A 22,693-nucleotide genomic window follows, 5' to 3' on the forward strand; every position below is an offset into this window, starting at 1 on the left:
ATGTCAGCTTATCCACATTTATTAAAGCCACTTGATTTAGGCTTTACTACTTTAAAAAACCGTGTGCTTATGGGGTCGATGCACATTGGATTAGAAGAAGCACCACAAGGATATGAGCGCATGGCTGCGTTTTATGCTGAGCGTGCAAAAGGTGATGTGGGATTAATTGTAACTGGCGGTGTTTCTCCAAATGATGATGGTGTTGTATTTAGCCACGGGACCAAACTAGATACAGTTGAAGAAGCTGAAAAACACAAAGTGATTACCCAAGCTGTCCATGAAGCTGGGGGTAAAATTGCTATGCAGATTTTACATACGGGTCGTTATTCTTATCAGGCAAATAATGTTGCACCTTCAGCAATTCAAGCACCGATTAACCCGATTAAGCCTAAAGCTTTAAGTTCTGCCGAAGTACAACAAACCATTGATGACTTTGCCAACTGTGCCAAACTTGCCCAGTATGCGGGCTATGATGGCGTAGAGATCATGGGCTCTGAAGGTTATTTGATTAATGAGTTTATTGCAGCTCGTACGAATCATCGTGATGATGAATGGGGTGGTAGTTACGAAAATCGTATCCGCTTTCCAATTGAAATTGTAAAGCGCACACGTGCTTTAGTTGGTGAAAATTTTATCATCATTTATCGCCTATCTATGCTTGATTTAGTTGAAGGCGGTTCAAGTTTTGATGAGGTGATTCAGCTTGCAAAAGAAATTGAAAAAGCAGGCGCAACAATTATCAATACAGGTATTGGCTGGCATGAGGCGCGTATTCCTACAATTGCAACCAAAGTTCCCCGTGCTGCATTTACTTGGGTGACTGAAAAACTTAAAGGTGACGTCTCTATCCCTTTAATTACTTCTAACCGAATCAATACGCCTGAAATGGCTGAACATGTATTGGCATCTGGTCATGCTGATATGGTGTCTATGGCACGGCCAATGTTAGCGGATGCTGAATTTGTCTTGAAGGCAAGTGAAGGCCGCAGTGATGAAATTAATACGTGTATTGGGTGCAACCAAGCTTGTTTAGATCATATTTTCTCAATGAAAATTGCAACTTGTTTAGTAAACCCGCGTGCATGTTATGAAACTGAACTGATCTTTAAAGAAGCTCAGGTGAAAAAGAGTATCGCTGTTATTGGCGCAGGTCCGGCAGGTTTAAGTTTTGCAGTATATGCAGCTGATCGCGGACATCAAGTTAAAATTTTTGAAGCAAGTTATCAAATTGGTGGTCAGTTTAATATTGCAAAAACAGTTCCTGGAAAAGAAGAGTTCTACGAAACTTTACGCTACTTTAGTCGTCAAATTGAATTGCGACCAAACATTGAACTTGTGTTAAACCATCAAGCAACTTACGAAGAATTAAGCCAAGCAAATTTTGATGAAATTGTGGTTGCAACAGGTGTAACACCTCGTCAATTACAGTTTGAGGGAATTGATCATCCTAAAGTACTGAGTTATTTACAGGTTTTAAAAGAGCGTGTGCCAGTAGGTCAACGTGTTGCCATTATTGGAGCGGGTGGTATTGGTTTCGACACAGCTGAATATCTTACTCATGAAGGTGAAAGTGGCAGTTTAAATCCAGAAAAGTTCTATGAAGAATGGGGAATCGATACTCAATATGAGCATGTTGGTGGTTTAAAACAGCCAAAAGTTGAGGCATCTGAACGAGAAATTTATTTACTACAACGTAAAACTGCTGCTGTAGGCGCTGGTTTAGGTAAAACAACAGGCTGGATTCATCGCACAGGACTAAAAAATCGTCAGGTCAAAATGTTTGCAGGTGTGCAATATGACAAGGTAGACGATCAAGGTTTACATATTACTGTGGATGGGAAACCAAGTGTACTTGAGGTTGACAATGTGGTGATTTGTGCGGGCCAAGAGTCATTTACTGCAATGTATGATCAATTAAAAACAGATGGAAAAAATGTTCATTTAATTGGCGGGGCTAAAGAGGCGGGTGAACTAGATGCAAAACGTGCAATACGCCAAGGTGCTGAATTAGCGGCAATAATCTAAATTTTATATGGGCATTTCTTTTAAACAGAAATGCCCATTACTTCTTTGTTAAATTATAGGATATAAAAACAATGACACTCGAAATAACAAAACAGTCTTTAGAAAAATGGCATGAAATGGTTCAGGCTGGTAACTTATCCGATCTAAATGACTTGCTGGCGGATGAAGTGGTTTTTCGCTCACCAGTTGCCTACAAACCTTATGAAGGAAAGCAGGTCGTTTTCTTCATTCTTACCAATGTGATTCAGGTGTTCGAAGACTTTACCTATCATCGTGAGTTCTATACAGAAGACGGTGAAAATGTAGTGCTTGAGTTCAGTGCCAATGTTAGTGGTAAATCATTAAAAGGTATTGATATGATTCGTTTTAATGAACAAGGCAAAATTATTGATTTTGAAGTAATGATACGTCCAATGAGTGGCTTAGCTGCATTGGCTGAACAAATGGGTATAAGAATTGCTAAGTTTCAACCTCAATAATTTTAGTAAATAGCCTAGTAAGATAGAGATCAATAAAATGTGGTTAAAGCTTTCAACTCTAGCATTGCTTCCTGTACTGTTTGTACAGGGATCAAAGGTTCGTAAGAATACACCACGCTTGCTAGAAGCCAGTGGTGAGAGACAAGGCATCGTTGGTAAGGGAAGACCTCTATCATTACTTATTTTAGGAGATTCTGCCGCAGCAGGTGTTGGGGTAGAAACCCAAAAAGATGCTTTATCGGGTGCGATTATTTCTGAGTTGCAAGATCAATATTCGATACGCTGGAAACTGCATGCAAAAACAGGTGATACAACTAAGCAGGTTTTTCAAGCAGTACAGCATTTAGAGCAACAAAATTACGATGTGGTGGTTACGTCGATTGGTGTTAATGATGTCACGAAACTAACCTCAGCAAGTTCATGGATAAAACAACAAAAACAATTATTTCAATACATACAGGCACGTTTTCAGCCTAAGCTCATTATTGTTTCTGGTGTTCCGCCAATGCAGCATTTTCCAGTGTTACCAAATCCATTGGCTTGGTTGTTTGGAAAATATGCGGAACAAATGAATCAGGTACTAGATAAATGGTTAGAATCACAAAACCAATTTAAGTTCATTCAATATGATATTGAGCATTTTCAAGCGATGAATCTGCCTATGGCAAGTGATGGTTTTCATCCGAGTAAGGAAATTTATGCAATTTGGGGACAACAGGTTGCAGCCTTAGTGCGGCAATCATTTAACTCATAATCAGAGGTAGTGATTGGAAATGGGCATATCTACTTTAAATAAAATTAAAGCTTTCGGTTCAGAATTGTTCGATTCGGTATTAGGTGCCGAGCAACCAAAAATCTATTATGACCCAAATGGGAAAATAAAAGATATTCTTGAGAAACTGCCCCAGCTCAAGCAAAAATATCGGCCCACACCGTGGTTGAGCAACAATCACGTTCATCTTTTGTATTTTGATATTATTAGAAAAAAAACCATTAAGCTTGAATATGATCGTATTGATCAGCTCATCATGAAAGATGGTGGCGTAACTGCGATCGCGTGGTATGGCTATGATCTTCCTCCAGATACTCCAACAGTTGTCATTATGCATACCATTACAGGAACACCTGAAAGTATGCGTGAACTTGTGAAAGACATACATCATTATACGGGATGGAGAATAGCACTATGCTTACGCCGTGGGCATGCTGGCTTACCTATGCCTGTGCCACAGATTTCTCTTTTTGGATCAACAAGCGACCTTAAAGAGCAACTTGAGCATATTCAAAAATTATTCTCTAAAACGGATTTATACGCAGTAGGTTCCTCTGCCGGGACAGGGCTACTAGTTCGTTACTTAGGAGAGCAAGGTACTGACACGCCATTTAAAGCTGCTTTTGCAATGTGTCCGGGCTACAACACAGAGATTGGCTTTAAAAATGTTCATCCGTTTTATAGCAAAATGATGACCAAAAAGTTATTCAAGTATTTTATTCATCCTTATCAAAGTACTTGGAACCAGATTGCTTCTTTAGAAAAGGTTCTTGCAACGACAAGTCTGGAAGAGTTTGAGAAAGAATATTTTGAAATGGCTGGCTTTGATGATTATCAAAGCTATTGCCAAGCCATTAATCCAATTTATGTATTTGAGAATGTCAAAATACCATTAATGATTCTTAATGCTGAGGATGATCCAGTCTGTTCTATTAAAAATTTGGAACCTTACAAAGAAACGATTCAGCAAATGAGTAATATTGCGGTAATCACCACAAAAAAAGGAAGTCACTGTGGCTTTTACGAAGGATGGAAAAGTACCTCATGGGCGGCCAAATTAATATCAAATTATTTTTTGGTCGAACATAAGCAATAACTGTAATTTCGCAATAAGTTAAATAAAGCCCATTCAACAGATGGGCTTTATAATTTTATTAGATCAAGATAAAAGCAATTTAGGATCTTTTAGTCCAATTTTGATTTTTGTGCTAGCTACGAGGTCTTTTTCATCTGTTTGGTTGGGATGAAAGTCAAATCGATAATAATCAAAAAATTGAGGGATCAATGTTCTATATTGTTTATTCGCAAAACTAAAGAACTTACGCCATGATTTGAAATTTAAGAGTTGATGATCCCGTTTCATAAGAACAAATTGATAAATTGTTGAAAAACCGGTAATCAAAAATAGACTTAAAGTAAAAACTGTAATGCGAGGAAGGTATGCGCTTAAGCCGCTTCCATATAAATGTTGGTAGAGATCAAAAGCCACAGCTTTATGTTCAGTTTCTTCAATACTATGCCATAGCCATAAATTGCGAATAGTTGAGTCTGTCATCAATTCATTAACGGATTGCATCATGCTAACCACAAGTACTGCTGTGTAGTGTTCTAGACCTACTGTTACAAGCAAATTCCATTTTTTACTAAAAACTTTTTCAATCGTTTTTAAAACGATACCAGTTACTTTTTCTAAAGATTGAGGATCTAAACCATATTGCTGTGCACTTACATGGAAAGCATGATGTTCTTTAGAGTGCATTGCTTCTTGGCCAATAAAAGCACTAATTTCCCGATCTAAAATTTCATTCGACTTTGCTTTGGCGCGTAAAGCTCGAACAGAGCGAACAAAATATGACTCACCTTCAGGGAACAATGTAGATAAACCAGTAAAATAATGTGTAAAAGTAGGCTCGTTATTACACCAGTAGCGAGGTACATTTTCAAAATTATAGTCCATACGACGGACTGGAAATGAGGCGGGGACACGATTTGATACTGTATTCATTCTAGGCTCCAATCTTCTTTTAATTGAAGTTCCAAAAAGGAACTTGATAAAAAACTACATCGCCCTATATCTAGCGTCAATACTTTTTTAGGCAGAAAAAGTAGATTGTCCCTAATTGATAACTAGGAAAACTTTAAAGATAAATAGAAAGAAAATTAAAACTTATTATTGTGTTGATAACTTAAATAATATTTAAAAAGCCCAAACTGATGGTTCAATTTGGGCATATTCGCATACGAACTTAGTTCTTAAGCGCTGGAGTAGCAGCCGCAATTGCAGCCGCAACAGCGTCATCTTCGCTTTGAGCTGGTTCAGCTGGCTTAGATGGTTTTGGCTCTGCTTTTGGTTCAGGCTTAGGTTCAGGTTTTGGCTTTGGTTCTGCTTTAGGTTGCTCAGAAACATTTGTTTGTGAATTTTGCTCAGCTTGCGCAGGGCGAGTTTCACGGCGAATTTCAGTTGTCGTATTTGCTGTTTCTTCGTGATGCACCTCAACTTGCGTTGGTTCCTGAGTTTGAGCTTCTTCAGTTTGAACACTTTCTAGAGACTCAAATTTTGCAGGTTCAGCAGGTGTAGGTTCTGAAACAGCAGTTTCAACCTTTTCTTGCTCTTCTTCTTTAGGTGTTTCTTTTTTGACACATGCGGTTAACAATAGTCCAGCAGCAATTGCAGCACAGATTAAAAGTTTTTTATTTGCCATTGTCCTAAACAACATTTAATTGAGGAGCTGGCATTATAACAGCAAAAGAGAATGAAAAAATCATGTGAGATTGACCTAAATTTTTATTAAAAATGCTGATAGAATAGCCAGTTGTTTAATGATCTTTGAATTGATGCGGTTTGACTTTGCTTTATAGGGGCAGAGTACAGTAAAATTGCCAAACATTGTAGGCCGATTTCGGCTTGATTGTACGAGAAACTTAATGACCCATTTTATTTTTGTCACTGGTGGTGTAGTTTCATCGCTAGGTAAAGGTATTTCTGCTGCTTCAGTTGCTGCACTTTTGGAAGCCCGTGGCTTAAAAGTCACAATGGTTAAAATGGATCCATACATTAATGTCGATCCAGGGACAATGAGCCCTTTCCAACATGGTGAAGTTTTTGTCACAGAGGATGGTGCCGAAACTGATCTAGACTTGGGTTATTACGAACGTTTCTTACGTCGTGCGAAAATGACCAAACTTAATAACTTTACCAGTGGTCGTGTATATCAGGACGTTTTAAATAAAGAACGTCGTGGTGACTACCTTGGTGGTACAGTTCAAGTTATTCCTCATATTACTGACAACATTAAAGAACGCGTACTTCGCGCGGGTGAAGGCTACGATGTTGCTATCGTAGAAATTGGCGGTACGGTAGGTGATATCGAATCACTTCCATTTATGGAGTCAGTTCGTCAGTTAATGGTTGAGCTTGGCCATAAAAGAACCATGCTTATGCATTTAACTTTGTTGCCATATATCAAATCTGCAGCAGAGCTTAAGACAAAACCAACTCAACATTCTGTAAAAGAGTTGCTTTCGATTGGTATTCAGCCAGATATTCTTATCTGCCGTACTGAATACGATGTGGATGTTGACACTAAACGCAAAATTGCATTGTTCACGAACGTAGAAGCGCGTGCTGTAGTGGTATGTAAAGATGCGAAAACGATTTATCAAATTCCACGTACATTCTATGAACAAAACGTTGATGATTTGATCTGTGAGCGCTTTGGATTTAATGATCTTCCAGAAGCAAATCTAGAAGATTGGGATAATGTAGTCGAAGCATTACTAAATCCTGAATACACTTTACGTGTCGCTATGGTTGGTAAATATGTTGAATTACCAGATGCTTATAAGTCTGTGAATGAAGCGTTATTACACGCAGGTATTAAAAATCGCGTAAAAGTACAAATTGATTATGTCAACGCTGAAGAACTTGAAAGCCAAGACGTATCTATTTTAAGTACAGCTGACGCAATTTTAGTTCCGGGTGGTTTTGGTGAACGTGGTACTGAAGGCAAAATGAAAGCTATTCAATACGCACGTGAAAACAAAATCCCATTCTTGGGTATTTGTTTAGGTATGCAATTGGCTGTTATTGAATACGCTCGCCATGTTGCAGGTATGCCAGAAGCTTCTTCTACAGAATTTAACCGCTCTACAAAATATCCACTCATTGGTTTAATTACTGAATGGTTAGATGAGCGCGGTGAATTACAACAACGCAGCCTTGAGTCAGACCTAGGTGGAACTATGCGTTTAGGTGCTCAAAAATCTGAATTGGTTGAAGGCACAAAAACACGTGAAGTCTACGGTAAAGCTGAAATCACTGAGCGTCATCGTCACCGTTATGAAATGAATAACCGTTTCATCGAGTCGATTGAACAAGCTGGTATGAAGATTTCAGGTTACTCTTCAGCACAACATTTAGTTGAAACTGTAGAAATTCCTGAACATCCTTGGTTTATTGCTGTACAATTCCACCCGGAATTTACAAGTTCACCACGTGATGGACATCCATTATTTGCTAGTTTTATTGACGCTGCAAAAACACAGCATCAAAAAAGTAAATAATGCGATTTTAAATAAACTGGGAAAGTTTAAATGTCACAATTAAAACCACAAGAAGTTGTACGTTTAGGCGATATACAAATGGCAAATCATTTGCCATTTGTATTATTTGGCGGAATGAACGTACTTGAATCAAAAGATTTAGCTTTTGAAATTGCAGAAACGTATGTTGATATTTGCAAACGCTTAGATATTCCTTATGTATTTAAAGCGAGTTTCGATAAAGCAAATCGTTCTAGTCTGCATTCATTCCGTGGCCCTGGACTTGAAAAAGGAATCGAATGGTTAGGTGATATTAAAAAACATTTTAATGTTCCTATCATTACTGATGTGCATGAGCCATATCAGGCTGCGCCGGTCGCAGAAGTAGCCGATATTATTCAATTACCTGCTTTCTTAAGTCGTCAGACTGATCTTGTCGAGGCGATGGCGAAAACACAGGCTATTATTAATATTAAGAAAGCCCAGTTTTTAGCACCTCATGAAATGCGTCATATCCTGCATAAATGTTTAGAAGCAGGAAACGACAAACTTATTCTTTGTGAACGTGGTTCAGCATTTGGTTATAACAATCTTGTTGTAGATATGCTTGGCTTTGACACAATGAAAGAAATGAATGTGCCAGTTTTCTTTGATGTGACACATGCGTTGCAAACCCCTGGTGGTCGTGCTGACTCAGCAGGTGGTCGTCGTGCTCAAATTACAACTTTAGCACGCGCTGGAATGGCAACTGGTTTGGCTGGATTGTTCTTGGAAGGACACCCAGACCCAGAACATGCAAAATGTGATGGACCTTGTGCATTACGTATGTCACAACTTGAACCGTTCTTGGCACAAATAAAAGAATTGGATACTTTAGTTAAAGGATTCAAAAAGTTAGACACCCATTGAGTTGTTTTATAACCCTTACGCTGCTTTAACCGCAGCTCATATTCATTCAAAGAGGAATTGTTCATGAGCCAAATCGTTGACATTCGTGCACGTGAAATTTTGGACTCTCGTGGTAACCCAACCATCGAAGCAGACGTAATTTTAGAATCTGGGGTTGTTGGTCGTGCATGTGCACCATCTGGTGCTTCAACTGGTTCTCGTGAAGCTTTAGAACTACGTGACGGTGATAAATCGCGTTACTTAGGTAAAGGCGTTCGTACAGCAGTTAATAACGTTAATACGTTGATTCGTGATGCTTTGTTGGGTAAATCAGTTTTTGAGCAAAAAGACATTGATAATACAATGATCGCGCTTGACGGTACTGAAAACAAAGAGAAATTAGGTGCTAACGCAACTTTAGCTGTGTCATTGGCTGCTGCGCGCGCTGCTGCTGAAGAAAAGAAACTTCCTCTTTTCCAATACATCGCAGATCTTCGTGGTCAAACAATTTTGACAATGCCTGTACCGATGATGAACATCTTAAATGGTGGTGAGCATGCGGACAACACTGTTGATATTCAAGAGTTCATGATTGAGCCTGTAGGTTTCACTTCATTTGCTGAAGCTTTACGTGCTGGTGCTGAAGTATTCCATTCTTTAAAATCAGTTTTAAAGAAACAAGGTTTGAATACTGCGGTAGGTGATGAAGGTGGTTTTGCTCCTAACTTACGTTCTAACGAAGAAGCAATTCAAATCATTTTACAAGCAATTGAATTGACTGGTTACAAAGCTGGTTCAGACATGATGCTTGCACTTGACTGCGCATCTTCAGAATTCTACAAAAACGGTCAATACGTTTTAGAAGGCGAAGGCAACCGTGCATTTACAAGCCATCAGTTTGCAGATTATTTAGCTGGCCTTGTAAATCAATATCCAATTATCTCGATCGAAGATGGTCTTGATGAGTCTGATTGGGAAGGCTGGAGCTACTTGACTTCAATCCTTGGTGATAAAATCCAATTGGTTGGTGATGACTTGTTCGTAACTAATCCTAAGATTTTACAACGTGGTATTGATGAAAAAGTTGGTAACTCAATCTTAATCAAATACAACCAGATCGGTACTTTGACTGAAACTTTAGATGCAATCTATCTTGCTAAAGCAAATGGTTATTCGACTGTTATTTCTCACCGTTCTGGTGAAACAGAAGATTCTACTATTGCTGACTTAGCAGTAGGTACAGCTGCTGGTCAAATCAAGACTGGTTCACTTTGCCGTTCTGACCGTGTGTCTAAGTACAACCAATTACTTCGTATTGAAGAATTGACTAAAGCTGCTTACCGCGGTAAAGCTGAGTTTAAAGGTTTAAACTAATCTTTAAATAAAAAGTTAAAATTAATTTTTTAACATTTGAAGGTGCTATTTCCTTTTTTTAATAGGAAATAGCACCTTTTTTTATTATCCTAATCGGCGTGTTTTTAAAGACTCAGCCCAACTGTGATGTTTACAGCGGCTACATTCTTGATCGATTTTATTTAAAATTTTAGTTTCACCACACTTCATACATGAATAAAAAGTATTAAGTTTCAGTACTTCAGCTTTGCGGTAGGCGTCAGGGAATAATGGCAAGCCCCATTTTACATCTACATCTTCAAAATAAAGCAAACTGAGAATACCGTCTGACTCCAACAAAGCTGTTCTGACTTGTCCAAGGTGTTCAACATTTTGTTGACGCATTTCAGAGAAAAACTCATCATGAGAATATGATTGTTTTTGGAAATCTTTGTAAACTACAAGGCCATCCTTAACAATACAAAGTGCTTTTCCTTCAAGCAAATCTTCAATTTTTTTATGCTTCACCATACTCCATGTAGCAAGTCGATAAAGAAAAAGAATAACGATAAACACAACAAAAGCATGGGCAATAGGTAAGTCCTCGGTAAACATCGGATCACCAGCGGCTGAACCTAAACATAAAATAATTGCGAGTTCAAAAAGGGAGAGCTGACGGACACCTCGTTTACCAGATAATCTTAAGAAACTAATAATGATGATGAACATCACGGTACATCGGATCAACATTTCTAAAACAAATTTCCAAGTCGTGTCACCAATGAAAATATTAAAAAAATCCATTTTTTTCTCCTTATTAAAATAGTTAGAAGAGATCCTTATAAATTCTTAACAAAGTAAAAAATAAATAAATATACTTTTTAGGTAGTTATTGGTTAAAAACTCGAAATATATGTGACTTTTTATAAGTTTATTCCAAATAATTCCCTATGAATGAGCTTGCTGTTGATAGGGGGGGGGCAAGCTGATTTATTGCAAAGTAGATCTATTAAAAAGGTACTTTAAATTTATATGGGCTTGTATTTATATGAGTGATAAAAAATATAAAAGATATACTTTGTGGATGCTTTCTTATTATTAAATAAACTCTCCTTAAGAAAGATATGACTATGAATATGATTAATAATCAAAAATTCATTATATTTAATAAGATAATTTAACGACAATTAGAGGTATAGGGGATGGCATCTAAACGTTTTTGAAAAGCATGAGGATCCATAATATTTTTATACATTTGTTGATAAGTTTTTTTATGATCTTCAATATTATGATAGTCGATAATTTCTTGGAGTTTGTCTTTGTATTCTATATGGCCAGCATTGAACATCGCTGCATAGTGTCCCCATAAAGCATATTGATATCGTAAAGCAGCTTTGGGGATCAAATTTATCTCGGTTAAATAACTATTAGCAGTTTTTTCATAGCATTCTTTTATTTGATAAGGATCTCTTTTCATTTTGCTTAAAAAAATACATTGCATCTCTTGTAGCTTTGAACTATCTGTTTTAGCTAGTATTTTTTCAGTAACACTATATGCTTCATTAAGACAACCTAAATGTACAAGTATTTTGCGTTTAGTTTTTAAAATATTTAGATTGTTCTCGTTAGAAGGTATCTTTTTCAATAAGTTTTTAAATCTTAAGTGAGCAGTTGTTTGGTCTTGTTCTGTATTTAATTTATAAATAATTTGATTATATTCATATATATAAGTATTAATTTTTTCATGTTGCTTATGGTTATCCTTCATATTAATTATTTTTGAAGGACTATCATCAGTATGGTTATTACAAGCGCTCAAACCTAAGCTTACTAAAGAAAATGCTAAAACTTTATGCACTACAACTTGTACCTTTTATTCTCTCTTAAGAGGTTTGAGAAGAATAATAAAATATAAAAGAAAATACTGTTTAGTTTGTTATTTTTTGAGTGAATCATAAAACTATTGCATAACATTTTATTGGCTAATTAAAAGAGCAATAAATTTAAAAGATGTGATGACCAAACAAGGTTTGAAGAGAGTGAAAATATATAAGTGATTAGAACTATTGATAATTTAATTTAAACAAATAGGAATAATTATTAATATATTGTTGATAACAATTATCATTCATGTTAATTTTTGTGCCGACTTTTGCTGCTGTGTAACAAGGACTAAAGTAGCAAAAGGCTAAGGAATCTCGCACAGCACATTGGTTATTATGGAATTTTCTTATGTACACTCCGCCCTTTAGAAAAGCGTTTACATCTCATCCCTTAGCACTTGCTATGGCTTTAATTGCTCCTTCAATTGTTTATGCAGATGAGACAAATGGAACAGCCACTTTAGAAACGATAAAAGTGCAAGCAGAAGAAGATTCCGCTGTTACCGAAGGTTCGGGCAGCTATACAGCAAAAAGTACAAATACTTCTACAAAATTAAATTTATCTCTTCGTGAAACACCACAGTCGGTGAAGGTTTTAACCCGTGAGTATTTAGATGATCGGAAAATCGATTCTTTTCAAGATTTAATGAACAATATTACGGGTGTTTCGACCTCACGTACTGATGAGCGCCAGAAAGTTTATGCACGTGGTTTTGAGGTAGATTATTACTTAATCGATGGAATACCGAGCACGATTAATTTAGGTACAGGGGACCTTGATTTAGATATTTATGATCGCGTCGAGGTGGTGAAAGGTGCTAATGGTTTAACCACAGGTGCGGGAAATCCAGCGATGGCGCTGAACATGATTCGTAAACATGCAAACTCAAAAGAACTTAGTGGTAATGTTAGTACATCATTAGGCTCATGGAACTCTTGGAGTAGTTCGGCAGATATTTCTACACCGCTTAATGCTGATGGTTCATTGCGTGGACGTATGTTTGTGAAGCATTCTGATGAAAATTCATTTATGGATTTTTATGAGAAAGAACGGAATGTATTTTATGGTGCCCTTGATTATGATCTGAGCGATAAAACAAGTATGTCGCTTGGAGCTACTTATCAAGAATTGCATCGTGACGGTATCCGCTGGGGTGGTACACCTGCTTTTTATACTGATGGGACCCGTACCAATTTTTCTAGAAGCTTAACAGTAAGTGCACCTTGGACTTACTGGGATGTGAATACAACGGCAGTGTTTGCGAACTTAAAACAGAATTTATTTAATGATGTCAATTTAAATGTTGCTTATACTTTCCGCAAAGAAGATACGGACTCTATGTTGTTATATACAGCTGGAAAAGTAGATAAGGCAACCAACACCAGTCCACTAAAAAATATAGATGATAATAAAAAGGATAATGTTTCTGTATATGGCGCCAAAGCTGCGAGTGAAGAAAACAATATTGATGTTTTTATCAATGCCCCATTTACGCTTTTTAATCGTCCACAAGAAATCATTATTGGCGGATCTTGGAATAAGAATGAAAAGACAAAAGATATTTTTGGTGGATCTAACAAAAACCAAGACATTGAAAAATATTTAGGTGGTCCGCTTAACTATAATGATATAGCTCAAGAGTTGCTTCAGCCTGTTGTTTTAAACGGCAAAAATGCGCTGAATGAAACCACACAAACTGCTGCATATATTGCGGGTAAATTTCAAATTCTCGATCCTTTGAAAATTATTGCTGGTGCACGTTTATCTAACTGGGAATACAAGTCTGAAAATGATAAAGGTAACCGTGAATTTAACAATGAATTAGCACCATATATTGGCGCTATTTATGATTTTGCCCAAGATCATTCTGTCTATGCGAGTTATACAGAAATTTTCAAACCTCAAGATCGTAAAGATGTAAATGATCAATATATTGACCCGATTACAGGTAAGAGTTATGAGGCTGGCTTAAAAAGTGAGTGGTTTGGAGGGCGTTTAAATACAGCATTGTCAGTATTTCGAATAGAACAGTCTAATTTTGCTGAATTGATACCGGGAGTATTTATTGTCCGTAATGGCACGCAAACTACAGAACAGGCCTATCGTGCTGTAGATGGTGTTGAAAGTAAAGGTTTTGAGTTTGAAGCTGAGGGTGAGATTAACGACAATTGGGGGATTAACTTTGGTATTGCTAATTTTGAAGCAAAAGATGCAAAAGGCACCAAGGTTAATACGACAAACTCTCGAACAACTTCAAATTTATTTGTTAAGTACAAAGTTAATCAGTGGAGTGCAGGACTTGGCTTAAATTATAAGAGTAAATACTATACGGGTAGTGGAAGCTCTCGCATTGAGCAAGATGCTTATGTTTTAGCAAGTGCGATGCTTGGCTATCAGTTAGATAAAAATATCAAACTTCAATTTAACATCGATAATATTTTTGATGAGAAATATTATGAAGGTATTGGTGCTAACTCAATGAATTGGGGTACACCAAGAAATGCAACAGTAAGTGTTCGTTATAATTTTTGATACAGACATACTCACATAAGTAACCGATTTATAAAAGCTCTCCAAAGAGGGCTTTTTTGTGCGTAGATTGATTTATAAACAGTTGTACTTATAAATATTATTTCCCTTTCAAATTCCATTCATTTTTGACAAAATGAAACATGTCACAATGGTCAATTAAAGTAATATGCCCATTAATAATTTTGCTTAAATTTTTGCAGGAATTTCGCATGCTACTTCTTAATTACTATACAATACAATCTCTTAACGAAAGTTTTTAATTAAAAATCTTAATGATATGTTAGAAGTATTTCGATCCACTTCAAGCAAACTGATATTGCTACTGGTTATTGTTTTAGTAGCCATACTGCAATATCAATTTTGGTTAGGTGAGGGTGGCTATCTCCCTCATCAAGCTCTCATGCAACAAATTCAGCAACAAGCTGAAGTAAATGAAGAGCTTAAAGAACGAAACCGTATTTTGGCAGCAGAGGTTTTTGACCTGAAAAATGGTACAGAAGCAATAGAAGAACATGCTCGCCTTGATCTTGGTTTGGTTAAACCACATGAGACATTTGTTCAAATGAGTACTATCAGTACCCATTACAAGCCTATTTATATTGACCCGAACGCTAAAGTTGATTTGGAAACGAATGAGACACCTGCATCCCCAGATATCCCAGACTAAATTGTGGGCAGTAATTCCAGCTGCAGGATCAGGAAGTCGATTTTCTAAAACTGAATTGAAACAGTATCAATATATTCAGAATACGACTGTTTTAGAACATACTGTTCGGCGCATAAGTCAACTTCCATTAAATGGTTATGTTCTGGCCATTGGCACCCAAGATACCTTTGCTCAGACTCTCGCATTTCAAGATATGGATAAGGCCCATTTTTGTATGGGTGGGGCAGAACGAGTCCATTCAGTATTAAACGCATTAAATCATCTTTTAACTTTTGCTGATGAAAATGATTGGGTACTTGTCCATGATGCAGCACGACCTTGTGTAACAATTGAATGTTTAAATGCGCTTGTCGAACAAGCAATTGAATCAAATCATAGTGCTATCTTAGCAATTCCTGTTCGTGACACGTTAAAGCAGGTTAAGTCAGGCAATCAAATTGATAAAACAGTCAGCCGAGATTTATTATGGCAAGCTCAAACGCCTCAAATTGCTAAAATTGGGAAGCTCAAAAAAGCAATTGAATACGCTTTAGAAAATAATATTGCTATTACCGATGAGGCAAGTGCACTTGAATATATGGGTGAAACTGTGCAAGTTGTAATGGGGCGTTCTGATAATATTAAAATTACCTATCCAGATGATTTAGAGCTTGCACGTTTAATTTTACAATCACAGTCTTAAGATAAAAATTGAATAATAGGTTGTAGTTTTAATTGTAAAATAGCCTAAGCAAATATTTCATTTCTACATATCTATTTATAAGAATTAATGTTTTTTACATCCCAAGTCTATAAGATTAGTTGAGTAATTTACTTAGATAATGTTCGATCATCGAACAAAATATATTTATACCGAACAAAACTGTATCTAGCTTACTAGATCAAAATACGAAAATTATCAAAAATGTTTAAAAGGGAAATCTAAGGGAAACACTCGGGATTGAGTGAAATATTTATCTATTCTTCTCGCCTCAGTGTGCCTAACTCTCTTATCTCTCTCTTCTTCAATGAGCACAATGGAGTTGTCTAATGATTGACAAAAGTAAGTCCTCTCTTAGCGAGGTACTATCGCAGATTAAAGATGGTGCAACCATTCTGATTGGTGGTTTCGGTACCGCAGGACAACCCGCTGAACTCATTGACGGTCTTATTGAACTCGGTGTTAAAGGCTTAACCATTGTCAGCAACAATGCCGGTAATGGCGATTATGGTCTGGCGAAACTGCTTAAGGCTGGTTCAGTTAAAAAAGTGATTTGCTCTTTCCCACGTCAGTCAGATTCTTATGTGTTTGATGAACTTTATCGTGCTGGAAAAGTCGAGCTTGAAGTGGTACCACAAGGTAATCTGGCGTGTCGTATTCAGGCTGCCGGTATGGGTTTAGGTGCTGTATTTACTCCAACAGGCTTTGGAACACTTTTGGCCGAAGGTAAAGAAACCCGTCAGATCGATGGTAAAGATTACGTACTTGAATATCCGATCAAGGCTGACTTTGCCTTGATTAAAGCTTACAAGGGCGACCGCTGGGGTAATTTGGTTTACCGTAAATCTGCACGTAACTTTGGCCCGATTATGGCCATGGCTGCGGATGTCACCATTGCTCAGGTTTCTGAAGTGGTGGAGCTGGGGGGATTAGACCCGGAGCACATCATCACCCCGGGTATTTTTGTACAGCACGTTGTACAAGTAGCACCAGCACAATAAGCAATAAGGAGAAATAACATGAGCTACCAGAAACTCAGCCGTGACCAGATTGCACAACGTGTGGCGCAAGATATTCCCGATGGTGCCTATGTGAACTTGGGCATTGGCTTACCGACTAAAATTGCCAGCTACTTACCTAACGATAAAGATATTTTCCTTCATTCTGAAAATGGACTATTGGCATTTGGCCCACCGCCAGCGGCAGGTGAAGAAGACCCTGAACTGATTAATGCGGGTAAAGAGTTTGTGACCATGCTAGAAGGCGGCAGCTTTTTCCACCATGGCGACTCGTTTGCCATGATGCGTGGTGGTCACCTTGATATCGCTGTGCTTGGCGCATTTCAGGTTGCTGCGAATGGTGACTTGGCCAACTGGCACACGGGCGCACCGGATGCAATTCCTGCCGTAGGTGGTGCGATGGATTTGGCGGTAGGTGCCAAGAAAGTATTTATCACCACAGACCACGTCACCAAACAAGGTGAACCAAAGATTGTCGCTGAGCTGACTTATCCGGTAACGGGTAAACATTGTGTTGACCGTATTTACACTGACCTGTGTGTGATTGACGTGACCAAAGACGGTTTAAAAGTAATTGAGAAAGTTGAAGGTCTTAGCTTTGATGAGTTGCAGGCTTTAACGGGTGCGACTTTGATTGATGCGACTCAAGGGTAAGGAAGTAGGGAAATGACATTAAAAAATGCTTATATCATCGATGCCATTCGTACTCCATTCGGCCGTTATGCCGGTGGCCTTGCACCTGTCCGTGCCGATGACCTTGGTGCTGTACCCATTAAAGCCCTCATGCAGCGTAACCCAAGTGTAGATTGGGAACAGGTCGATGATGTGATTTATGGCTGTGCCAACCAAGCCGGTGAAGACAACCGTAATGTTGGCCGTATGTCAGCACTGCTTGCTGGGTTACCTTATCAGGTGCCGGCAACCACCATTAACCGTTTATGCGGTTCATCACTCGATGCGATTGCTATTGCTGCCCGTGCCATTAAAGCAGGTGAAGCGAACTTGGTGATTGCAGGTGGTGTGGAAAGCATGAGCCGTGCGCCCTATGTGATGGGTAAGTCTGACAGTGCCTTTGGCCGTAGCCAGAAGATTGAAGACACCACCATGGGCTGGCGTTTCATTAACCCGAAACTTAAAGAATTGTATGGTGTAGACACCATGCCCCAGACTGCCGAAAACGTGGCTGAACAGTTTAACGTCAATCGTGCAGATCAGGACCAGTTTGCCTTGGTGAGCCAACAACGCACCGCAAGCGCGCAAGCCAAAGGCTTTTTTTCTAAAGAAATCGTGGCAGTTGAAATCCCTCAGCGTAAGGGGGATGCTGTTATGATTGATACTGATGAACATCCACGTGCATCAACCACACTTGAAGGTTTAAGCAAACTTAAACCTGTGGTGAAAGCAGATGGCACGGTTACTGCGGGGAATGCTTCAGGTATTAATGATGGTGCAGCAGCATTGCTGATAGCATCTGATGAGGCAGTTCAAGCTTACAACCTAAAACCACGTGCCAAGATCATTGCTTCAACAGCGGTGGGTATAGAACCACGCATTATGGGCTTTGCTCCAGCACCAGCCATTAAAAAATTACTTAAACAAGCCAACCTGACTTTAGATCAGATGGATGTGATTGAGCTCAATGAAGCCTTTGCTGCACAGGCTTTGGCAGTGACCCGTGATTTAGGTTTGCCAGATGATTCTGACAAGGTAAATCCAAACGGTGGTGCCATTGCTTTAGGCCATCCACTTGGTGCGTCGGGTGCACGTCTCGTGACCACAGCCCTAAACCAGCTTGAACAAACAGGTGGTCGCTACGCTTTGTGTTCAATGTGTATTGGTGTAGGTCAAGGCATCGCATTGATTATTGAGAGAGTCTAATCATGAGCCAGTTATATGCCAGCTTGTTTTACCAAAAAGACGTCACTGACATCTTTAGTGACTCATCTTTAATCACATACATGATTCAGGTTGAAGTTGCCTTAGCTCAAGCACAGGCACAAGTTGGTGTGATTCCTCAAAATGCGGCGAATACCATTGTCCAAGTAGCTGAGCAGGCATTAGACAAGTTTGATTTTTCCGCTTTGGCTGTAGCAACAGGCTTAGCTGGAAATATCGCAATTCCATTTGTAAAACAGCTTACGGCAATTGTTAAAGATGTTGATGAAGATGCTTCACGTTATGTGCATTGGGGTGCAACAAGTCAGGATATTTTAGACACAGCTTGTATTTTGCAATGCCGTGATGCGTTGAACCTTGTGGAAGATCAACTTCAACAATGCTATGCGACTGCATTACAGCAAGCTAAGAAATATCGCCATCAAGTCATGATTGGGCGTACATGGTTACAGCAAGCTTTACCAATTACCTTGGGGCATAAACTTGCTCGTTGGGCTTCTGCATTTAAACGGGATTTAGAGCGCATACAAGCGATGAAATCACGTGTGTTCACTGCTCAGTTAGGCGGTGCTGTGGGTTCATTAGCTTCTTTGCAAGACCAAGGTTCGCTTGTGGTCAGCGCATTTGCGAAGCAACTGAATCTGACTGTACCCACAAGTACATGGCATGGTGAGCGTGATCGTATTGTAGAAATTGCAAGTGTGCTTGGCATGATTGTCGGGAATACGGGCAAGATGGCACGGGATTGGTCACTCATGATGCAAACTGAAATTGCAGAGTTGTTTGAACCAACTGCGAAAGGTCGTGGTGGTTCATCAACTATGCCGCATAAGCGTAATCCAGTGGCAGCAGCTTCAGTACTTGCAGCAGCAAATCGTGTACCAGCACTTATGTCTAGCATTTATCAAAGCATGGTACAGGAACATGAGCGTAGCTTAGGCGCGTGGCATGCAGAATGGTTAGCGGTTCCAGAAATCTTTCAGCTTTGTGCTGGATCATTAAGTCGTACTGGTGAAGTTTTACAAGGTTTTGAAGTTAATACTGAGCATATGCAACAGAACCTTGAGTGTACGAATGGATTGATTATGGCAGAAGCTGTAATGATGGCACTTGCTCCAAAAATTGGTCGTTTAAATGCTCATCATTTAGTTGAAGCCGCATGTAAAACAGCCGTGGCTCAAAACCAGCATTTGTTTGATGTTGTTAGCCAACTAGACGAAGTGAAAGGACAGTTTAGCCAAGCAGAAATACAAGATATTTTCAAACCAGAAAACTATTTAGGCAATATTCAGCAACAGATTGATGCAGTTTTGCAAGAAGCACAAGGAGAGCCAAAGTGAAACAGCTTATAACCAATCGCCAAGGAAAACAGCTAGCTGTTTATACCGACGGCTTAAAAGACGCTCCTGTGCTTGTATTTTCTAATTCATTAGGCACAGATCATGGTATGTGGCAATCACAGGTGAGTGAATTAAAAAGTCATTTTAATGTCATTACATACGACACACGTGGTCATGGTGAAAGTGATGTAATTAGTGACACCACATTGCAAAACTTAGCTGAAGATGTGGTTGATATTTTAGATGCTTTGAGTGTTGAAAAAGCTCATTTTTGTGGCATTTCAATGGGTGGAATTACTGGGCTTTGGTTGGGTATTCATCATCCAGAGCGCTTTTTAAGTATTACTGTTGCGAACTCGGCAGCCAAAATTGGTCAGGCGGAGGCTTGGTTGAGTCGCGCAGAATCAGTAGAACAAAATGGACTGGCTGAATTGGTTAAAACCACGCATACCCGCTGGTTTAGTGAAAACTTCGACTATCAACATAATGTTGTTGCGCAGACGACGATTCAAAGTCTTGCAAACACACCGGCACAAGGTTATGCAAATGCATGTCGTGCTTTAGCGTATGCCGATTTAAGAGATGAAATCGCACAAATCCAAATTCCGGTACTGCTGGTTGCGGGAACAGAAGATCCAGTAACTACAGTAGCAGATGCTGAGTTTATGCAGCGCGCTATCAACAATAGTCAGATTGCTAAATTGGAAGCATCTCATCTTTCTAATATTGAGCAACCGCAAAGATTTACTCAGGAATTGACTAGGTTTATTCAGCAAATCTAATAGCTTAGTGATTTAAAAGGAATTGGCCTTAAGGAGGCAAATATGGCGTCTCAGGATTACGCTGCACCAAATAAAAGTATCGATGCTCAAGCATTAATTAATGATGCTCCACTCAGTAAGTATCAATGGATGATCGCAATCATCTGTTTCTTAATTATTTTTACTGATGGTATTGATACTGCTGCAATGGGTTTTATTGCACCAGCTTTGGCACAAGACTGGGGAGTTGATCGCTCTCAGTTAGGACCAGTGATGAGTGCTGCACTTGGTGGAATGATTATTGGAGCCTTGGTTTCTGGTCCGACAGCTGACCGTTTTGGTCGCAAAATCGTACTGGCTTTTTCGATGCTTGTATTTGGTGGGTTCACCTTGGCATCTGCTTATGCAACCAACTTAGATAGCCTTGTCGTTTTACGCTTTTTGACAGGTATTGGGCTTGGTGCAGCGATGCCAAATGCTACCACATTATTTTCTGAATACTGCCCAACACGTATTCGTTCATTACTCGTGACCTGTATGTTCTGTGGTTATAACTTAGGTATGGCAACAGGTGGTTTTATCAGTAGCTGGCTTATCCCGACTTATGGTTGGCACAGTCTATTTTTACTTGGTGGCTGGTCACCTTTGATCTTAATGATTTTAGTGATTTTAGTTTTACCTGAGTCTTACCGCTTTTTAATTGTGAAAGGTAAGAATCCTGAAAAAGTACGCAAAATCTTAAATCATATTGCACCAACTCAAGTTCAAAATGCGACTGCATTTCACGTACCTGAAGAGAAAACCGAGACAGCTCAAAAGAAAAATGTCTTTGGAATTATGTTTTCTAAACCATATGCGAAAGGAACACTTTTACTTTGGTTGACCTATTTCATGGGACTCGTGGTTGTTTACTTGCTTACAAGCTGGTTGCCAACGCTTATGCGTGAAACAGGTGCCTCAATGGAGCGTGCTGCATTTATCGGTGGATTGTTCCAGTTCGGTGGTGTGGTAAGTGCCTTATTTATTGGTTGGGCGATGGACAAATTCAACCCGAACCGAGTCATTGCCATTTTCTACTTTGCTGCGGGTCTATTTGCGATTGCTGTTGGTCAAAGCTTAGGAAACTCAACACTACTTGCAGTATTGGTGCTTTGTGCGGGTATCGCAATTAACGGTGCGCAATCTTCAATGCCAGCGTTAAGCGCTCGTTTTTACCCAACGCAGTGCCGTGCAACTGGTGTGTCTTGGATGACGGGTATTGGACGCTTCGGTGCAGTATTTGGCGCTTGGATTGGTGCTGTATTACTCGGCAATGATTGGTCGTTTACCGCCATTCTTAGTTTATTACTAATTCCAGCGACTGCTGCGGCTGTTGCTGTATTTGTTAAATCAATTGTTGCGCATACCGATGCAACTTAATAGAGGTCTATCACAATGAATGATGAACAACGCTATAAACAAGGCATTGAAGTGCGGACTGAAGTTTTGGGTGAAAAGCATGTTGGTCGGTCTTTGCAAAACTTAAATGACTTTAACCAAGATTTTCAAAACTTTATTAGCCGTTACGCATGGGGTGAGGTGTGGTCTCGTCCAGGCCTACCGCGTCATACACGTAGTTTAGTGACGATCGCAATTTTATTGGCGCTGGGCCGTGAAGATGAACTACGTATGCATTTACGTGCTTGCTTTAACAATGGCGTAACTAAAGAAGATTTAAAAGAGTTGATCTTACATAGCTCACTCTATGCAGGTTTACCTGCTGCAAATGCTGCAATGCATATGGCCGAAGAAGTCTTTAAAGAGTTGGGAATAGAAGTCAACTCAGTTGCAGCAAAAGAACAGGATTAAGGAGATAA

21 protein-coding genes are annotated in these 22,693 nt (G+C 39.0%); 17 read left to right on the forward strand and 4 right to left on the reverse strand.

The annotated features are described in order from the left end of the window. From MKX14_RS03690 to MKX14_RS03705, 4 genes are all read left to right on the forward strand, one after another. Positions 1–2,025, forward strand: a complete 2,025-nt coding sequence (locus MKX14_RS03690) for an NADPH-dependent 2,4-dienoyl-CoA reductase (protein ID WP_240281782.1) — start codon at positions 1–3, stop codon at positions 2,023–2,025. 71 nt (positions 2,026–2,096) lie between these two features. Then, a complete protein-coding gene (locus MKX14_RS03695) occupies positions 2,097–2,504 on the forward strand; it encodes a nuclear transport factor 2 family protein (protein WP_240281783.1) in 408 nt (135 codons plus the stop codon). Between the two features lie 37 nt (positions 2,505–2,541). Then, positions 2,542–3,258 carry an SGNH/GDSL hydrolase family protein gene (locus MKX14_RS03700; RefSeq protein ID WP_240281784.1) on the forward strand — a complete coding sequence of 239 codons (717 nt, stop codon included), beginning with the start codon at positions 2,542–2,544 and terminating at the stop codon, positions 3,256–3,258. Positions 3,259–3,277: 19 nt separating this feature from the next. Continuing rightward, a complete protein-coding gene (locus MKX14_RS03705) occupies positions 3,278–4,372 on the forward strand; it encodes a YheT family hydrolase (protein WP_240281785.1) in 1,095 nt (364 codons plus the stop codon). A 63-nt stretch (positions 4,373–4,435) separates the two neighbouring features. On the opposite strand, the gene MKX14_RS03710 is transcribed toward MKX14_RS03705, so the two are convergent. Further along, the gene (locus MKX14_RS03710) at positions 4,436–5,281 is read right to left on the reverse strand and encodes a metal-dependent hydrolase (protein WP_025468387.1); all 846 of its coding nucleotides are present in this window, start codon (positions 5,279–5,281) and stop codon (positions 4,436–4,438) included. A gap of 241 nt (positions 5,282–5,522) precedes the next feature. Beyond that, entirely contained in the window at positions 5,523–5,978 is a 456-nt protein-coding gene (locus tag MKX14_RS03715; RefSeq protein WP_002121076.1) for a hypothetical protein, read from the reverse strand. A 223-nt stretch (positions 5,979–6,201) separates the two neighbouring features. Between MKX14_RS03715 and pyrG the strand changes: the two genes are divergently transcribed. The 3 genes from pyrG to eno all read left to right on the forward strand — a co-directional run bounded on the left by pyrG (position 6,202) and on the right by eno (position 10,080). Further along, on the forward strand, positions 6,202–7,839 hold the full coding sequence (pyrG, locus tag MKX14_RS03720) for a CTP synthase (protein WP_002121060.1): 1,638 nt from the start codon (positions 6,202–6,204) through the stop codon (positions 7,837–7,839). A gap of 30 nt (positions 7,840–7,869) precedes the next feature. Beyond that, on the forward strand, positions 7,870–8,727 hold the full coding sequence (gene kdsA, locus MKX14_RS03725; protein WP_017400378.1) for a 3-deoxy-8-phosphooctulonate synthase: 858 nt from the start codon (positions 7,870–7,872) through the stop codon (positions 8,725–8,727). Between the two features lie 63 nt (positions 8,728–8,790). Beyond that, positions 8,791–10,080 (forward strand): phosphopyruvate hydratase, encoded by a 1,290-nt coding sequence (eno, locus tag MKX14_RS03730; protein ID WP_002121066.1) that lies wholly within the window; start codon positions 8,791–8,793, stop codon positions 10,078–10,080. Between the two features lie 84 nt (positions 10,081–10,164). On the opposite strand, the gene MKX14_RS03735 is transcribed toward eno, so the two are convergent. Then, positions 10,165–10,842, reverse strand: a complete 678-nt coding sequence (locus MKX14_RS03735) for a DUF421 domain-containing protein (RefSeq protein ID WP_046812764.1) — start codon at positions 10,840–10,842, stop codon at positions 10,165–10,167. A 373-nt stretch (positions 10,843–11,215) separates the two neighbouring features. After that, positions 11,216–11,896 (reverse strand): hypothetical protein, encoded by a 681-nt coding sequence (locus MKX14_RS03740; protein ID WP_046812765.1) that lies wholly within the window; start codon positions 11,894–11,896, stop codon positions 11,216–11,218. A 374-nt stretch (positions 11,897–12,270) separates the two neighbouring features. Between MKX14_RS03740 and chuA the strand changes: the two genes are divergently transcribed. The 10 genes from chuA (at position 12,271) to pcaC (ending at position 22,685) form a co-directional block, all read left to right on the forward strand. Then, a complete protein-coding gene (gene chuA / locus MKX14_RS03745; RefSeq protein ID WP_345892602.1) occupies positions 12,271–14,454 on the forward strand; it encodes a TonB-dependent siderophore receptor in 2,184 nt (727 codons plus the stop codon). 277 nt (positions 14,455–14,731) lie between these two features. Continuing rightward, complete coding sequence (gene ftsB / locus MKX14_RS03750) at positions 14,732–15,121, forward strand: cell division protein FtsB (RefSeq protein WP_005069056.1); 390 nt, start codon at positions 14,732–14,734, stop codon at positions 15,119–15,121. Further along, positions 15,087–15,803 carry a 2-C-methyl-D-erythritol 4-phosphate cytidylyltransferase gene (gene ispD / locus MKX14_RS03755; RefSeq protein ID WP_046812767.1) on the forward strand — a complete coding sequence of 239 codons (717 nt, stop codon included), beginning with the start codon at positions 15,087–15,089 and terminating at the stop codon, positions 15,801–15,803. The genes ftsB and ispD overlap by 35 nt, the downstream gene beginning before the upstream one ends. Positions 15,804–16,150: 347 nt before the next feature. Continuing rightward, positions 16,151–16,822 carry a 3-oxoacid CoA-transferase subunit A gene (locus MKX14_RS03760; RefSeq protein WP_240281786.1) on the forward strand — a complete coding sequence of 224 codons (672 nt, stop codon included), beginning with the start codon at positions 16,151–16,153 and terminating at the stop codon, positions 16,820–16,822. Positions 16,823–16,840: 18 nt separating this feature from the next. Beyond that, positions 16,841–17,494, forward strand: coding sequence for a 3-oxoacid CoA-transferase subunit B (gene pcaJ, locus MKX14_RS03765; RefSeq protein WP_004886986.1), 654 nt, complete (start codon positions 16,841–16,843; stop codon positions 17,492–17,494). A gap of 12 nt (positions 17,495–17,506) precedes the next feature. Further along, positions 17,507–18,718: a 3-oxoadipyl-CoA thiolase gene (gene pcaF / locus MKX14_RS03770; RefSeq protein ID WP_240281787.1), complete on the forward strand. Its 1,212-nt coding sequence runs from the start codon at positions 17,507–17,509 to the stop codon at positions 18,716–18,718. Between the two features lie 2 nt (positions 18,719–18,720). After that, positions 18,721–20,076 (forward strand): 3-carboxy-cis,cis-muconate cycloisomerase, encoded by a 1,356-nt coding sequence (pcaB, locus tag MKX14_RS03775; protein ID WP_240281788.1) that lies wholly within the window; start codon positions 18,721–18,723, stop codon positions 20,074–20,076. Continuing rightward, positions 20,073–20,858 (forward strand): 3-oxoadipate enol-lactonase, encoded by a 786-nt coding sequence (pcaD, locus tag MKX14_RS03780; RefSeq protein ID WP_240281789.1) that lies wholly within the window; start codon positions 20,073–20,075, stop codon positions 20,856–20,858. The genes pcaB and pcaD overlap by 4 nt, the downstream gene beginning before the upstream one ends. A 42-nt stretch (positions 20,859–20,900) precedes the next feature. Then, positions 20,901–22,256, forward strand: a complete 1,356-nt coding sequence (gene pcaK / locus MKX14_RS03785) for an MFS transporter (protein WP_005069068.1) — start codon at positions 20,901–20,903, stop codon at positions 22,254–22,256. 15 nt (positions 22,257–22,271) lie between these two features. Next, entirely contained in the window at positions 22,272–22,685 is a 414-nt protein-coding gene (gene pcaC, locus MKX14_RS03790; protein ID WP_005306044.1) for a 4-carboxymuconolactone decarboxylase, read from the forward strand. Positions 22,686–22,693: the final 8 nt, after the last annotated feature.

Source organism: Acinetobacter pittii (assembly GCF_022449185.1).
In the GTDB taxonomy this organism is placed as follows: domain Bacteria; phylum Pseudomonadota; class Gammaproteobacteria; order Pseudomonadales; family Moraxellaceae; genus Acinetobacter; species Acinetobacter pittii_I.

Bases quoted from the DNA above. Each gene is read 5' to 3' on its own strand.
- MKX14_RS03690 (WP_240281782.1), top strand. From the start codon at position 1: ATGTCAGCTTATCCACATTTATTAAAGCCACTTGATTTAGGCTTTACT.
- MKX14_RS03695 (WP_240281783.1), top strand. From the start codon at position 2,097: ATGACACTCGAAATAACAAAACAGTCTTTAGAAAAATGGCATGAAATG.
- MKX14_RS03700 (WP_240281784.1), top strand. From the start codon at position 2,542: ATGTGGTTAAAGCTTTCAACTCTAGCATTGCTTCCTGTACTGTTTGTA.
- MKX14_RS03705 (WP_240281785.1), top strand. From the start codon at position 3,278: ATGGGCATATCTACTTTAAATAAAATTAAAGCTTTCGGTTCAGAATTG.
- MKX14_RS03710 (WP_025468387.1), bottom strand. From the start codon at position 5,281: ATGAATACAGTATCAAATCGTGTCCCCGCCTCATTTCCAGTCCGTCGT.
- MKX14_RS03715 (WP_002121076.1), bottom strand. From the start codon at position 5,978: ATGGCAAATAAAAAACTTTTAATCTGTGCTGCAATTGCTGCTGGACTA.
- pyrG (WP_002121060.1), top strand. From the start codon at position 6,202: ATGACCCATTTTATTTTTGTCACTGGTGGTGTAGTTTCATCGCTAGGT.
- kdsA (WP_017400378.1), top strand. From the start codon at position 7,870: ATGTCACAATTAAAACCACAAGAAGTTGTACGTTTAGGCGATATACAA.
- eno (WP_002121066.1), top strand. From the start codon at position 8,791: ATGAGCCAAATCGTTGACATTCGTGCACGTGAAATTTTGGACTCTCGT.
- MKX14_RS03735 (WP_046812764.1), bottom strand. From the start codon at position 10,842: ATGGATTTTTTTAATATTTTCATTGGTGACACGACTTGGAAATTTGTT.
- chuA (WP_345892602.1), top strand. From the start codon at position 12,271: ATGTACACTCCGCCCTTTAGAAAAGCGTTTACATCTCATCCCTTAGCA.
- ftsB (WP_005069056.1), top strand. From the start codon at position 14,732: ATGTTAGAAGTATTTCGATCCACTTCAAGCAAACTGATATTGCTACTG.
- ispD (WP_046812767.1), top strand. From the start codon at position 15,087: ATGAGACACCTGCATCCCCAGATATCCCAGACTAAATTGTGGGCAGTA.
- MKX14_RS03760 (WP_240281786.1), top strand. From the start codon at position 16,151: ATGATTGACAAAAGTAAGTCCTCTCTTAGCGAGGTACTATCGCAGATT.
- pcaJ (WP_004886986.1), top strand. From the start codon at position 16,841: ATGAGCTACCAGAAACTCAGCCGTGACCAGATTGCACAACGTGTGGCG.
- pcaF (WP_240281787.1), top strand. From the start codon at position 17,507: ATGACATTAAAAAATGCTTATATCATCGATGCCATTCGTACTCCATTC.
- pcaB (WP_240281788.1), top strand. From the start codon at position 18,721: ATGAGCCAGTTATATGCCAGCTTGTTTTACCAAAAAGACGTCACTGAC.
- pcaK (WP_005069068.1), top strand. From the start codon at position 20,901: ATGGCGTCTCAGGATTACGCTGCACCAAATAAAAGTATCGATGCTCAA.
- pcaC (WP_005306044.1), top strand. From the start codon at position 22,272: ATGAATGATGAACAACGCTATAAACAAGGCATTGAAGTGCGGACTGAA.